We start from the raw sequence: 13,666 nt of genomic DNA, 5'->3' as shown, positions 1-13,666 counted from the left end.
TTATTTATTAACTACGTGCAGGATAAATTCCATTAGTAGTAATTAACCAATTTATCGCAATGATGGGGTTCAAAATGCTAAACGGCACACCACCGCCAGTATTCCCCACCGTAACGCCCCCTCCAGAGTTGGTTCCGCCATCAACAGTTAACCCTTTAATATCAGTCAATGTGGCAGGTGAAAGACCCGACGGTTTAAAGTAAATCGGACTTGCAGCAACAGCTAAATAGCTATCGGCATCTGGAGTCGTCTTATTCGCTCCGTTGGTCGCCACTTGAAAGTTACCACCTACACTTCCCCCACCAGTAGGTGTAAAAGTTGCGGCATGACTGTGTTGAGCTAAATTATCAGCACTCAACGTCGCGGTTTCATTTCCTGCCATTTGACCAATAATATAGCTGCTTCCTCCAGGGCGGTTTCCATGTCCAATAGGTGAACGCCCTCTTAAATCAGGTATACCAAAGTTCGTACGCCCGTCACCACCAAAAGTAGTTCCTAATAATGAATACAAAACCTGTGCATGTGATTCCCCAATTGCGATAAGTTGGCCCTGACACGATGCAAAGTTTTGAATATCAAAAGTACCGGCAAAAGGCACCATAGACCCTATATATGATTCAGTAGACATAATTAATTCCTTCATTTACTTAGTTATTTAGTTATTGTAAAAAGTACTGATACTTAACGATTAACTCAATTTAATTACCCATTTATGCTAGTTAACTACTGATATATCGGATGCGGAAATATAAAGCCCAGGTAAAGAAATAGCCCTAACAGCTCCGTCTATTACACTGTCGATGCATACTGTGCACAGTAAATTTACACTCATTTTAAGTTCTGCAGTTTCAACTTCATTAGCAAAACACCAGTAAGCCTCTTTATTAGCACATTTTAATAATACGGACTGCTCGCACAAATCGAACTCGTCGAGTGATATACAAAAACAGTCATGGCAGTCAATAAGTTTGTCAGTGCCCAGATGTTGGATCAGAACACTGTTTAAACCCGGTATTTCTAAAATGACACATTCGCCGCTATTTACATTGACTACCTCGCGCGCCTTTTACGCTAAATCATTCGAAACCAATGATGGCAATGTACCATTGCAATATGAGGCTAAAACTAAGTCATAGGCGTAATTATTAAAAATCGATATCTTAACGTTCATTTTATTATCCTCTACATTAAACAATGCATAGTTAGAAAACAGAGAGAAAACACCAATTCGAATCCATAAAATTCCTATCAATTAAGCAATACCAAAACTTTATAATGTTCTTTGTGTCGTTTGATGAAAACTTGTACCCGCATCTAAGTTGTATAATGTTGCAAATTTATATCCGTCAAAAACCCCATAAGGAGTTGCAATGATATCTAGACGTACTGCGCCATCAATACTTTTTATGAGTAAGCCAGCCATCATACTGACCTCAATGACAGTCCCTGCATTAATACCAGAATATTCAGTTTTCAACTGCGTTGCTTGCAACAATTGAAACAAGTTATTTTCTAGCTGTATTCTGGCACCACCGAAATCAACGTTACCAGCTCGAGCCATACACACTATGTTTTCTGAGGTATGAGTTCGCCAATCAATAAGTAAATCTTGTTCACTAAAAAAGGGCGCTGATGGCATATTCTCAATAGTTGATTGTTCCGTAGTGGCAATAGCGTTATTCTGTAGCTGAATTAATAACGTGTTAATTACAGCTGGTACGGCTTGAGATACTTGATGAGATAAACTCTGTAATGTATCAAATGGATGAATATCTACTGTTTGACTAGTTACAACAGGCCCTGAATCAATATCTTTAGTGAGCTGGTGAAGTGTCAATACACATTGTGTTTTCCCATGCCTTATTTGCCAATACAATGGCAGTGGGCCTCGATAACTGGGCAATTCACTGGGATGTAAATTAAAAATGTCTCCACTAAAAAAGCTAATAATACGCTCGCTCAACTTATGCCTAAATAAATAAACGATACCTATGCCCGCTTGATATCTATCTAACTCTGCGATAACTTTAAATTCATCAAATGATGAATACTGTACCATAGGCACGTTGGATTGCTCTAAGAGCGCTGTAAGCTGTATAAGGTCAGGGTTACCTTGCGGCTCCACCAGCACAACACACGCTAACTTATTTAATTGAATAAGAGATTGTATAGCGGGTACTGAGAATGTACTGCCAGTAAAGAAGGCTATTTTACCTCGCATAAATGCTCCTTTTTAAACTTTTGCGGAAATAAATCCTGGCAAACCAGTTAATTGATAATAAAACTGCACAGTATCACCGCTATTGGCAACAAAATGAGTGTGTTCAATATCTCTGGGTTTAACGTCTATATAAAATGTCATATCAGGCCTTGGGTGTGTAATCCCTGAGTCATACTGACCAACACTCTCATCAGCAAATGTGTTGATATGCATATAAATAGCGAAAATACGTTTATTCATATCTTGAATATTGCTGGGTAAAGTAATTTGGTTTGCAGGAATAACTTTTACGCCGTCCTGCAGCTCAAGTTCCTGCATATTTAACAACGTTGATTTGTTAATGCTTAAAATTTCACCGAGTTCAACTCTATCTTGCTGTGCGCTTTTATTAATAGTGATCGAATGGCTGTAATCTACATCCTTCTATTGTTGATTAAACTCGGTTTCTCCTATCACCATCATGCCTTTCACTGAGACATTTTGTGGGATCATCCAACCATCAATGGTTAAAAATTGCACCAGATGTTTGGCAATACTTAGCTGCCCTTCTTTCGTGAAGCCATGCTGCATTGCCTCTAGCACAAGAATATCTATCGACTCAGTAGGGTGATACTGAGTAGCATCAGCTTCTTCAATTCGCAAAACATAATCGCCAAGTTGTAAGTCTTTAACTAACTGCTGCAGCGATAATATTGCCCCGGGGTGAACATCTACCAAAATTACGTTGACCTGCTTTGACGTAAATTTAGTACTCTCTTTATAGTAACTCAACAAAGGCAGCAGCAACGGTGCAAATGGGCCACAGGCGGGGTATAAAATGGTGATGGAAGATGAGTGCTTAAGCTTGCTTTCTATCGCTTGATCAATCCCACGTGCATAACCTTGAATGCGATACACATCTTTTATGGTGTGTTTGCAGTTATGAGGAGACATAATTAAACCAGAGCCTGACACATATTGCCGCGTTAGCTGCTCTTGGCTGAGCTGTGCTAATGCCATTGATTGCACAGCATGATCATACATAGACTCAAAAGCGTTCACTAATTGAAGGTGTTCGACTTGCGTGTTGCTCAATACCAAAGTCATTGTATCAACAAAGCTTTTTTGCAAAACTTGTTGGCGTTGTTCAGTTGTTAATTTAGATTTTAGAAGAGACTCAAGCTGGGTACGTATTGAATGTTTTAATAGCTCATCAATGTGGGGCTCTGCATATTCCAAACACGCTTTAGGATGAGAGCTATATGTTTTCATAATTAAGCATTTCCTTGGACTTTGAATACCATGTAAAACCTTCATTCGTTAACACTACATTCAGATAACATAATAGTCCATGAGGTATGGAGTGCAACTTTTCTAGTTCTATTATTTTTAATAATCACTAACTTGTATAAAACACTGAAAACCAATCAACTTGCTGCTAACAAAGCATCCACAATTGTAACACAAGTTAAAATAAAAAATACTAAACTCTATTACACGGCATTATTTATTACTCATAGCGAGTCTTTAGCTACTTATTTTAGTAGAGCCATGTTTATATATTGTACAATACAAGGTCTACTTCCCTTATTTGGACAACTACCGTGCGGTAATGTATGTCGCCAAACAATTAAGCTACCTGCTTTTGCCGCTAATGGAGTACTGTTGCATTAATCGAAATTAAAAGTGTGTGGATTAGGGCGTGTTGATCTTTGGTAGGTGAATTTGCATAATAAATCCTTTTCCTTGCCTGATTTTAGACTTGAATCTGCCACACGTAAAACACCTTAAATTGATTTATTAACACGAGCTAAACTTAATTAAAATAGAGTGCTATATTATTTCGAGCAACGATTTTTGTAGCTAAATACAGGGAGCGATATGACTATTGAGTTACTGAACAGATACCGTAATGCGGTTACACATTTGCTAAATGAGCCAGCCGATGCGGGGGTGATGAAGCCTTTTATCAACGAGTTAAAAAATTACTTAGGGAATATTACGTCTATTTCAACTGACTTAGATATGAATGACTGGAATGATGGAGATACATCCCAAGGCGTTGCAATCTCTCCTGTAAAAGCAGCTAAATGCACTGAAGAGACTCTTCGCACACAAATCTTTATGCAAGGTGTTAAGCTCGCTATCGAAGAACGTTTAAAAGCAACGACTGATGATATTCATATTCTTTATGCCGGTACAGGCCCTTATGGTACGTTACTTATTCCTTATTTAAGTATTGCCACAAACCCGCGCATAAAAGTCACTCTCATTGACATTCATCCAGAAAACATCTGTGCAATTAAAAGGCTAGTAAAGCACTTTTCAATCACCCAAAATATTGTTGCAATTACGTGTGATGACGCAACTTGTTGGCAAGCCCCCCCCTCTCAGCAATTTGACATTATTATTTCTGAAACCATGACGGCTCTTTTAAAACGAGAACCTCAAGTTTTTATTTTTGCTCATTTATGCCAATATCTGCATAATTCTGGCACCTTGATCCCACAAAATATTTCTTTAAAGGCATGGCTAACACCTTTTAAATCTTTAATGTCTATAGAAGGGAGTACTACAGATGACATACTCCTAAAAGAGTTTTATTGCTTAAACATCGACGAAGCAAAGCGTTTGAATGCAGGAGATAAATCCTCCTTTAAAGGCAGTATGCTGATCCCAAATGGCGTTGATACTAATTACAGACTAAAACTAACAACCAACATTCAAGTATACAAACACCTTAAATTGACCGAAAATCAATGTAGTTTAAATATACCGCTTATTTTTTTACCTCATGATGCGCAGCTTCGTGGCGGTGAAGCTATTCATTATGAATATATAACACCTAACAATGCAGACTTTATATTTACATTCCCAATAAAAAACACGATTAAAACGATGAATGAATTGGCAAGATTTACAGATCTCAATAACTTGGGATTGCCTGGTGTAAAGCGTATGTTTGAGCATGCGCAAGCAGCTAAATCCGGTCACCCTTTTAGTATTGCCGACGATGAATGGGCATTATGGACCAAGCTACTAGATTCATTAACGCTGCCGTACCATGAAACAACGGCAGCACTTTATCAAAGTCAACGTATTGAAGAATTTGAACATTGGCTAGTCACTAACAGTAATCTCAAATCATTATGACTATTAGCACTGAACACAATACAGATAAGCAGTTAACTGAGGTTGAAAATATTTTAGCCTTTCTTACTGATATAGGTATAAACCACCGGTATGAAACGTTAAACGAAAAGACTTTTTTACCTGGCCTTAAAATAGAACAAGGCACTTTATTACTTGATTTAGAAAAGCTGTTATACCCAGGTGATATTCTTCATGAAGCAGGTCATATTGCAGTTACCTCAGAAACGACAAGAACGTGTTTAACAGGAGATATGAAAAACCATGATCATCAAGCGGCCGAAGAAATGACCGCAATAGCTTGGTCATGGGCTGCAGCTTGCTATTTAAATATCGCCCCGAATATTTTATTTCATGAGCAGGGTTATAAAGGGGCATCTGATAACTTAATCGAGGCCTTTACTAACAGCACGGGTTTTGGTTACCCTCTTTTATATTCGTGGTTTATGTGTGAACAGCCAGACCACCCTAACGGTTATCCAAACATGTTAAGGTGGCTAAGAAATGACGCCTATACACAAACCCAGTTAAGCAAATTACAATAACGATTTTGGGAAATATACGTGCTTGATAATAACTTCACACCACAACAGCTAACAATGCTCTGCAACGATCTGGCACAACTAAGATTAGTCGTCGATTTAAAGCTTGCACCTAAAATGCCTTACTTTGCCAACAAGCCTTATCCGATAGGACGTTGCAGAGAAATTCGTGATGAAATGTTTGCATTATTACAAGCACAATTACCACACACAGATAAGCTCGGGCTCAGTTTATTAAAAGAATGCATTCACCAAGGTACTGATTTAAAAAAGGCCTGGGGATCGCTACGAGATGAGTACTTTCAAAACGCGCTCATACTTGGACCTTGGTATATTGATGTTGCCAATGATACGGTGAACGCGAATAAACCTAGGGTTGAAATTCTGCCTCTTGCAACATCCAAATTTACGACAATTGAAAGTTTTACTCAATTTATAAAAATAGCGCGCTCATACTGGCAAGTTGAAATATACAAAAACAATGTATGCCCAGCGTTGGCACCTTATATGCCATTACTTTGCGTAGGCACTAATGGCGCTAGTTGGCTAGCCGCTGCTAACGATGACATGCTTAATGTGGCAATTAATAGTAATTTTGAAGAATCTAAACTCATTTTAAATGCTTTACCAAACCCACCCCCCTCTATTGTAAAGCGCTGGAAAGAGACGTTACTGCAATTCACCACTGAAGCTTATTTAACACACGAAGGCGATCCCATAGAATATTGTCGTCTTTATAGCCACAATACAACGAGGCCCAATCTCACTCAACGTGACGCCGCTGTAATTGCTTATTCATCGCTACCGAAAACTGTCTAGCTCTATAGCGTTAGCTTGGTTACTTTTTCGTATTTATAGGGTTTTTCTTTGTGCCAATACTAATAACTTCCACTACTTCAGTGTATTAATGAAGAAAAGATGAGTGCAAATAATATTTCGTATCACAAAACCAATAAAATAATGCTATGGTGTGTGTATCGAGTATGACTTCAAGGAATGGATCATGGACCACAAAAAAGTGCATGAGTATTTAGTTAAAAAACCACTTGTTCAGGTTACAAAGCCATTTGCGCAAGAGGTTGATGTATATAAAGTGAATCATAAAATGTTTGCGACTCTTGCTATTGGCAATGACGATCAAACTAATGATGATGGTGAGGTTATTTGGTGGCTTAACTTAAAGTGCGATCCTGATGAAGCACTATCATTGCGTGATATTTTCCCGGCAGTGATCCCTGGTTACCATATGAATAAACGCTTATGGAACACAGTAATTTTAGACGGCACAATTCCACAAGGTGAAATTGAGAGAATGATTGATAACTCATTTAATTTAGTCGTAGAAAACATGCCAGAAAAAGACCGCAAAGCTATTTCACTTCACTTGTAAATACTTTTTGGGCTAGGCTACTAGCCCATTAAAACCTTACACCTTAAGCGTATAAATTAAATCGTCATATAACTTTTCGCCTATTGTATGCACTTTAAAAAGTGTATCAGTATGGGTTAAACCGCACTTACCAAGCACCTTTTCAGAACCAACATTACCACGAGTTACAACTGCTTTAAATTGCCTTATTCCACATTTTTTCCATGCCCAGTCAATCACAGCTCTTAGGGATTCTGTCGCGTAGCCTTGATTAAAATACTCTGGCAATAATAAATAACCAAGCTCTGCGGTTTCTCCGTCATAGGCAAAGCCTGTAACACCCACAGGTTGTTTGGTTTGATTATTAATAATGAGTAAACACAGTGGATGACGTGATTTAGCATTCCACTTAGGCAAGCGTATCTCAAAGCGATTTCTTACAAGTGACTCCATTGGCATATCAAAACAATACTTAAGGACTTGAGGATCGCGATGAAGCGCTAGAAAAAGAGGCCAATCAGCTTCTTCTATTTGGTACATGCTCAATCTTTGTGTAAATAAGATCATTAAGCTCCTCGTTTATAAAGTCACAATAAAAAGTTACTAAAAAAAGTTACAAAAAAACCGCATTTAAATGCGGTTTTTTATAAGTAGTAAAACTTTATTCTTTCGTTTCAATCTCTTTAATAACTTCAGGCTCAGTTACACTTTGCTCTTGTGGTTCAGTACTTTGTACCTCAGTGCTTTGTATCTCAGGATCTAAAACCTCAACATGTGTTGCGTTATAAAAAGTAGCACCCGAGCTTGCCATTGTTACCAGTGATTCACATGGTGCAAAGTTAGCATCGCTGTTAGCTAATGTAGACATATCAGAGCTTATTTTACTTGCGCCTAATTTATCCATGTAGCTGAACGGGCCACCTAAAAATGGTGGGAAACCAATACCAAATATTGCTCCAATATCGCCATCACGTGGGCTGGCAATAATGCCATCATCTAAACAACGTACTGCTTCGTTAAGCATTTGCGATACACAACGCTTAGCAATTTCGCTTTTGTTTAAACGTGGAGCCGGGGTAACACCCAATAGTTCGTAAACTGACTCATCAACCTTTTTGCCTTTTTTATCGTATTCATAAAAACCACGACCCGATTTGCGGCCAAGGCGTTTTGAATCAATCATACGCATAAATGCATCAGGGCCTTTAAAACGATCACCTAATTCTTTTTCAAGAATTGGAGCAATTTTAGAGCCAATATCAATACCTACTTCATCAAGCAGAGCAAGCGGCCCTACCGGAAAACCAAACTCAACAAGCGCTGCATCAATCTTTTCGATTGGCTCACCCGCAAGCATCAAATTAGCGGCCTCGTTTAAGTAAGGCGCTAAAATACGGTTTACGTAAAAACCGGCCATGTCTTTTACAACTATTGGCGTTTTGCCTTGCTTACGTGCAAAGTTAACAACGCGGGCAATCGTCTCTTGAGACGTACCTTCGTGTGGAATAACTTCCACTAATGGCATTTTTTCCACTGGTGAAAAGTAATGCAGGCCAATTACATTTTCAGGACGTGCTGCCTGCGCTGCAATTTGCGAAATTGGTAATGATGACGTATTACTTGCAAAAATTGTATTTGCTTGGCATTGCTGCTCTACATCTGCAACCATACCTTGCTTAAGCGCAAGATCTTCAAACACTGCTTCTATTACTAAATCAATGTGCTTAAAGCCACTGTAGTCAGTCGTACCTGTAATGCGGTTCATTGTTAACTGTACATCGGCTTTAGACATAATACGGCGTTTAAGGCGCTTATCTAAAATTTTGTAGGTGTAGCTCATTGCATTACTAATGCCCTGCTCTGCTACATCTTTAATACGTACCGGTACTTTAGCTTTAACAGCACTTACGTGCGCAATACCAGCGCCCATTAGTCCACCACCTAAAACAGCGGTTTTGCTAATTGCTGGTGCGTCATCATTGCGCCACTCTTTTTTCATTTCAGTGGTTGCAAAGAAAATACCGCGAAGCGCTTTAGATTCATCACTCATTACGAGTGTTGCAAAGCTTTCAGCTTCTGTTTTATACGCTTTTAACTCATCAAGCTCTACACTAGCTCGCACTGCTTTAATAATGGCAAGTGGTGCTGGGTAGTGTCCGCCCGTTTTTTTCAGTACGTTTTCTTTGGCTTTTTTAAAGATAAAGTTACGCCCAAACGGGTTTGATTCTAATAATTTACTAATATTGTCGAGCTTTGGCTCTTTTGCTTGTGGCTTTTTCTTAGTCGCAAATTCTTTTGCAACTTTTAGCAGCACACTGTGCGGTACACAATCATCAAGCACGCCTGCTTTTTTAGCTTGCTTAGGGCGAATTTGTTTACCTGTTAGCATCCACTCTAGTGCTTTTTGAATACCAACAATTTTAGTTAAACGCTGCGTACCACCACCACCGGGTAGTAAACCAAGTTGTACTTCTGGTAAACCAATTTTTGTTAAATCGCTGTCGGTACCAATACGGTAATCACACGCTAATGCAAACTCTAAACCACCACCTAATGCAGCGCCATGAATCGCACTTACTGTTGTGTATGGCAGTTTTGTCATATCAAAAAACGCTTGATGACATAGCTCGCTAATAGCTAAAGCATCTTCACGCTTTTGAACGCTATCGAGCATTTTTACATCGGCGCCAGCAATAAAGTTATCGCTTTTTCCGCTTATAAATACCATGCCTTTTACATTTTGCGACTTAGCGTCTTCTAGTAACGCTTTTAAATCATCGGCAAAACTGCTGCGCAGGGTATTCATTTTCTCACCCGGCACATCAATCGTTACTACGGCAATTTTATTTTCGTCTACCGCTAAATTAAATACTGAATCTGACATTATGCACTCTCCAATACAAAGGCTGCACCTAAACCACCAGCAGCACACGCTGTTGTTAATGCTAAACCGCCACCACGACGTTTAAGCTCGTATAAGCTTTGCGTAATTAAGCGTGCACCTGTTGCAGCAAATGGATGACCATATGCCAGTGAACCGCCATTAACGTTAAACTTATCCATGTTAATCTCGCCAATTGCTTTGCTGCGACCTAAATGCTCTTGTGCAAATTTGTCTGAGGCAAACATTTTCATATTGGCAAGTGTTTGCGATGCAAACGCTTCGTGCATTTCAATTAAATCTAAATCAGCAAGGGTAATACCGGCTCTATCTAGTGCAATAGGCGTTGAATGAGCTGGGCCCATTAGCATGTCTTTTTCTACACCAATTGCTGAAAACGCAAAGCTACGTACGTAACCTAGTATTTCGTAGCCAAGTGCTTTTGCTTTGCTTTCGCTCATCATAAGTACGGCCGCTGCACCATCTGTTAACGGTGTTGCATTTGCGGCGGTAACTGTACCGTGCTGGCGGTCAAACACCGGTTTAAGCTTGGCGTAGCCTTCAACCGTTGAGTTTTTACGAATGTTGTTATCTTCTGAAATAAAGCTTTTATATGGCGGTAAATGCGCCGTCATTACTTCATCTTTTAACTTTCCATCAGCCCATGCTTGCGTTGCAAGTGAGTGAGAACGATGTGCTAATGCATCTTGATCTTCACGGCTAATATTATGTGTTTTAGCCATTTGCTCAGCAGTTTGCCCCATTGAAAGGCCTGTTGAGTACTCTGCAACCGCAGGTGGCACTGGTAATAAATCTTTTAAACGCAGTTTTGAAAATATTTTTAAGCGTTGACCAAGCGTACGCGCTTTATTTAAATCAACTAAGCTGCCTGCTAGCTTTTTACTAACACCGATTGGCAATACTGAAGACGAATCTGCGCCGCCCGCAATACCTACACTTACAGAGCCTGCCATAATAGACTCAGCTACATTGGCAATTGCCTGAAAGCTGGTAGCACATGCGCGCGATACAGAATATGCATCAACCGATACTGGCATACCTGTGCCTAATACAATTTCACGTGCAATATTTGGCGCTTCTGGCATTTGTACTACTTGACCAAATACAAGTTGATCGATTTCTGATTTATCAAAATTTAGTCGTTCAAGCATCTCGTTTACGACTAACTTACCCATATCAAGTGCAGATATATGATGAAATGCAGTTGCTTGCTTTGCAAAAGGTGTACGTAAGCCGCTAACTATGGCAATACGGTCGCCCTTTGGTGTTTTTAGTATGTTTTGCTCAGACATTTATGCTCTCCCGCTGACAGGTCTGACCTGTTTGTTTTCCTCGATTCTAAACAACCCGTGTGCTAAAGCCAATAGATAAACACAAATTTATATAAATAGTGTTTAATTACGACTATCACAATAGGCTTTTTTAGACGCATTTACAAAGTTTTGTGGTACGCTAAAAATCGTTAAAAAATAACGAACTATTTTAAAAAATACAGTCTAACTCTTGAGTTACCCAATTATAAACCTTATAAATAGGTCAGTATTTATCACCTAACACTATTAGGTACAAACCCAGCTGACGAGGACAGTCCACTTATTATGGCAGCTAACGCATTTTCACAATTAAAAACGTACTTAGATACACAAATTATTGGCCAGCCAGAGCTTACTCAAGCGCTACTTATTGCAATTTTAGCTGATGGTCATTTATTAGTAGAAGGGCCTCCTGGTCTTGCAAAAACACGTGCAGTTAATGCGCTTGCAAAAGGTATTGAAGGCTCGTTTCAGCGCGTACAGTTTACGCCAGATTTATTACCGGCTGATGTAACAGGCACCGATATTTACCGCCAACAAACTAGCGAGTTTGTATTTGAAAAAGGCCCTCTTTTTCATAACCTAATTTTAGCTGACGAAATTAACCGTGCTCCAGCAAAAGTGCAATCAGCTCTTTTAGAAGCCATGGCAGAGCGCCAAGTTACCGTAGGTAAAAACACCTATCCGCTTAGCGAACTATTTTTAGTTATGGCAACACAAAACCCGCTAGAGCAAGAAGGTACTTACCCGTTACCAGAAGCCCAGCTTGATCGTTTTTTACTGCACCTAAGTATTGGTTACCCTGGCGCAGAGCATGAGCTTGATATACTACGTTTAACGCGTGGCGAAGCACTTAACGAACAGCAGCCGGTATTACAAAAGATTAGTCAAAGTGATTTATTTGCTGCCCGAAAAGAAATACTAGGGCTTTATTTAGCAGAACCGCTTGAGCAATACCTAGTACAACTTATTATTGCCACCCGTGAAGGCGCTAAATTAGATGCACAACTAGGTAGTTGGATTGAATTTGGTGCAAGCCCGCGTGCAACAATAGCACTTGATAAATGTGCTCGTGCTCATGCATGGCTTCAAGGCCGTGACTTTGTCGCACCTGATGACATTCAAGCAGTTGTACATAACGTGCTGCGTCATCGCATTATTTTAAGTTACGAAGCCCAAGCCGATGGCATTACTAAAGATCAAGTAATAAGCCGTATAGTTGAACTTGTAGCCGTACCATAAGTTATGCAAAAACAATTAGATCCCCAAGCATGGCTTAAAGAGAGTCATAGCAACGGTGTTAATTTAGCACTTAAAGAGCTGATGTATTACAAAGCCAAAGCGCAATTGCTTGAGCTTGCCCCTAAGGTAAAAATAAAAAACACCTTAACAGGGCAATACCTTGCACCGCACAAAGGCCGAGGAATGGAATTTGCCGAAGTGCGACATTATCAACAAGGCGACGATATTCGCTCTATTGATTGGCGAGTCACTGCGCGTACCGGCGAAACTCACACAAAGCTCTTTCAAGAAGAGAAAGAGCGCCCTGTGTTTGTGTTTACTGATTTTTCAAACTCAATGCTGTTTGGCTCAAAGTTACTGTTAAAGTCGGTTCAAGCGGCGCATATAAGTGCCCTTGTTGCATGGTCGGCGTGTCAGCGCGGCGACAGAATTGGCGGCATTGTGTTTAATCAGCACTCGCATTTGGAGCTAAAACCCAGTGCTCGCGAAAAAGCCGTGCTTAAGCTTTGCCATAATTTATGCGACAACCACCAGCAAGCGCTAAGCAACATTGATAAAACAGCCCCTAACAACTTTAGTGATAACTTAAAGCGCCTTAATCATTTAGCAAAGCCTGGCAGCTTAGTGTATTTAGTGTCTGATTTTAACGCTCTGGATGATGCCAGCTTTAAGCAACTCGAAATATTAAGCCGCCACTGCGAGCTTATTGGTTGCCATATAAGCGATCCGTTTGAGCATCAGTTACCTGCGTTTAAGCAAGCAGTCACCGTTAATGCAAATGGTCAAGACTTTGCCCTACCATTAATGGATAACAGCTTTAGAGAACGCTTTGCTAAAAATGCTGAGCAAGCATTTAGTACGCGCTTTAATCGCTTAACTAAATCGGGTCTTAATTTAATATCATTCAATGCAGCAACACCGCTTGAGCTGCAATTAGTGAGAAAATAA

The 13,666-nt window shown here is 39.7% G+C and carries 13 protein-coding genes; 6 read left to right on the top strand and 7 right to left on the bottom strand.

Annotated features, from left to right (window positions below):
* Window positions 1-7 precede the first annotated feature (7 nt).
* From PX700_RS16545 to PX700_RS16530, 4 genes are all read right to left on the bottom strand, one after another.
* On the bottom strand, window positions 8-628 hold the full coding sequence (locus PX700_RS16545) for a phage tail protein (RefSeq protein WP_415637709.1): 621 nt from the start codon (window positions 626-628) through the stop codon (window positions 8-10).
* 642 nt (window positions 629-1,270) lie between these two features.
* Window positions 1,271-2,221 carry a methionyl-tRNA formyltransferase gene (locus PX700_RS16540; RefSeq protein WP_415637710.1) on the bottom strand — a complete coding sequence of 317 codons (951 nt, stop codon included), beginning with the start codon at window positions 2,219-2,221 and terminating at the stop codon, window positions 1,271-1,273.
* A 12-nt stretch (window positions 2,222-2,233) separates the two neighbouring features.
* Window positions 2,234-2,539 (bottom strand): hypothetical protein, encoded by a 306-nt coding sequence (locus PX700_RS16535; protein ID WP_479521312.1) that lies wholly within the window; start codon window positions 2,537-2,539, stop codon window positions 2,234-2,236.
* A gap of 105 nt (window positions 2,540-2,644) precedes the next feature.
* The gene (locus tag PX700_RS16530; protein ID WP_479521311.1) at window positions 2,645-3,472 is read right to left on the bottom strand and encodes an SAM-dependent methyltransferase; all 828 of its coding nucleotides are present in this window, start codon (window positions 3,470-3,472) and stop codon (window positions 2,645-2,647) included.
* A gap of 609 nt (window positions 3,473-4,081) precedes the next feature.
* Here PX700_RS16530 and PX700_RS16525 point away from each other — a divergent pair.
* From PX700_RS16525 to PX700_RS16510, 4 genes are all read left to right on the top strand, one after another.
* On the top strand, window positions 4,082-5,353 hold the full coding sequence (locus tag PX700_RS16525) for an SAM-dependent methyltransferase (protein WP_415637712.1): 1,272 nt from the start codon (window positions 4,082-4,084) through the stop codon (window positions 5,351-5,353).
* Window positions 5,350-5,895 (top strand): hypothetical protein, encoded by a 546-nt coding sequence (locus PX700_RS16520; RefSeq protein WP_138584009.1) that lies wholly within the window; start codon window positions 5,350-5,352, stop codon window positions 5,893-5,895. Before PX700_RS16525 ends, PX700_RS16520 begins: the two co-directional genes overlap by 4 nt.
* An 18-nt stretch (window positions 5,896-5,913) precedes the next feature.
* Window positions 5,914-6,711: a hypothetical protein gene (locus PX700_RS16515; RefSeq protein ID WP_415637713.1), complete on the top strand. Its 798-nt coding sequence runs from the start codon at window positions 5,914-5,916 to the stop codon at window positions 6,709-6,711.
* Window positions 6,712-6,895: 184 nt separating this feature from the next.
* Window positions 6,896-7,282 (top strand): MmcQ/YjbR family DNA-binding protein, encoded by a 387-nt coding sequence (locus tag PX700_RS16510; RefSeq protein ID WP_415637714.1) that lies wholly within the window; start codon window positions 6,896-6,898, stop codon window positions 7,280-7,282.
* A 36-nt stretch (window positions 7,283-7,318) separates the two neighbouring features.
* Here PX700_RS16510 and PX700_RS16505 read toward each other — a convergent pair whose 3' ends face one another.
* From PX700_RS16505 to fadI, 3 genes are all read right to left on the bottom strand, one after another.
* Window positions 7,319-7,828, bottom strand: a complete 510-nt coding sequence (locus PX700_RS16505; protein ID WP_415637715.1) for a GNAT family N-acetyltransferase — start codon at window positions 7,826-7,828, stop codon at window positions 7,319-7,321.
* Between the two features lie 94 nt (window positions 7,829-7,922).
* A complete protein-coding gene (fadJ, locus tag PX700_RS16500; protein ID WP_479521310.1) occupies window positions 7,923-10,145 on the bottom strand; it encodes a fatty acid oxidation complex subunit alpha FadJ in 2,223 nt (740 codons plus the stop codon).
* A complete protein-coding gene (gene fadI, locus PX700_RS16495; protein ID WP_415637717.1) occupies window positions 10,145-11,455 on the bottom strand; it encodes an acetyl-CoA C-acyltransferase FadI in 1,311 nt (436 codons plus the stop codon). The genes fadJ and fadI overlap by 1 nt, the downstream gene beginning before the upstream one ends.
* A 306-nt stretch (window positions 11,456-11,761) precedes the next feature.
* On the opposite strand from fadI, the gene PX700_RS16490 reads away from it, so the two are divergent.
* Together PX700_RS16490 and PX700_RS16485 are read left to right on the top strand one after the other, a co-directional pair.
* Window positions 11,762-12,718 (top strand): AAA family ATPase, encoded by a 957-nt coding sequence (locus PX700_RS16490; RefSeq protein ID WP_024598407.1) that lies wholly within the window; start codon window positions 11,762-11,764, stop codon window positions 12,716-12,718.
* A 3-nt stretch (window positions 12,719-12,721) separates the two neighbouring features.
* Window positions 12,722-13,666, top strand: a complete 945-nt coding sequence (locus tag PX700_RS16485; RefSeq protein WP_479521309.1) for a DUF58 domain-containing protein — start codon at window positions 12,722-12,724, stop codon at window positions 13,664-13,666.

The sequence above is a fragment of the Pseudoalteromonas sp. TP27 genome, from assembly GCF_056470645.1.
Note: the sequence above shows the minus strand (reverse complement) of the source record. Positions and strands in the feature narration are given on the sequence as shown.

Excerpts from the sequence above, each read along its gene's own strand:
- PX700_RS16545 (WP_415637709.1), bottom strand. The coding sequence starts at position 628 with ATGTCTACTGAATCATATATAGGGTCTATGGTGCCTTTTGCCGGTACT.
- PX700_RS16540 (WP_415637710.1), bottom strand. The coding sequence starts at position 2,221 with ATGCGAGGTAAAATAGCCTTCTTTACTGGCAGTACATTCTCAGTACCC.
- PX700_RS16535 (WP_479521312.1), bottom strand. The coding sequence starts at position 2,539 with ATGCAGGAACTTGAGCTGCAGGACGGCGTAAAAGTTATTCCTGCAAAC.
- PX700_RS16530 (WP_479521311.1), bottom strand. The coding sequence starts at position 3,472 with ATGAAAACATATAGCTCTCATCCTAAAGCGTGTTTGGAATATGCAGAG.
- PX700_RS16525 (WP_415637712.1), top strand. The coding sequence starts at position 4,082 with ATGACTATTGAGTTACTGAACAGATACCGTAATGCGGTTACACATTTG.
- PX700_RS16520 (WP_138584009.1), top strand. The coding sequence starts at position 5,350 with ATGACTATTAGCACTGAACACAATACAGATAAGCAGTTAACTGAGGTT.
- PX700_RS16510 (WP_415637714.1), top strand. The coding sequence starts at position 6,896 with ATGGACCACAAAAAAGTGCATGAGTATTTAGTTAAAAAACCACTTGTT.
- PX700_RS16505 (WP_415637715.1), bottom strand. The coding sequence starts at position 7,828 with ATGATCTTATTTACACAAAGATTGAGCATGTACCAAATAGAAGAAGCT.
- fadJ (WP_479521310.1), bottom strand. The coding sequence starts at position 10,145 with ATGTCAGATTCAGTATTTAATTTAGCGGTAGACGAAAATAAAATTGCC.
- fadI (WP_415637717.1), bottom strand. The coding sequence starts at position 11,455 with ATGTCTGAGCAAAACATACTAAAAACACCAAAGGGCGACCGTATTGCC.
- PX700_RS16490 (WP_024598407.1), top strand. The coding sequence starts at position 11,762 with ATGGCAGCTAACGCATTTTCACAATTAAAAACGTACTTAGATACACAA.
- PX700_RS16485 (WP_479521309.1), top strand. The coding sequence starts at position 12,722 with ATGCAAAAACAATTAGATCCCCAAGCATGGCTTAAAGAGAGTCATAGC.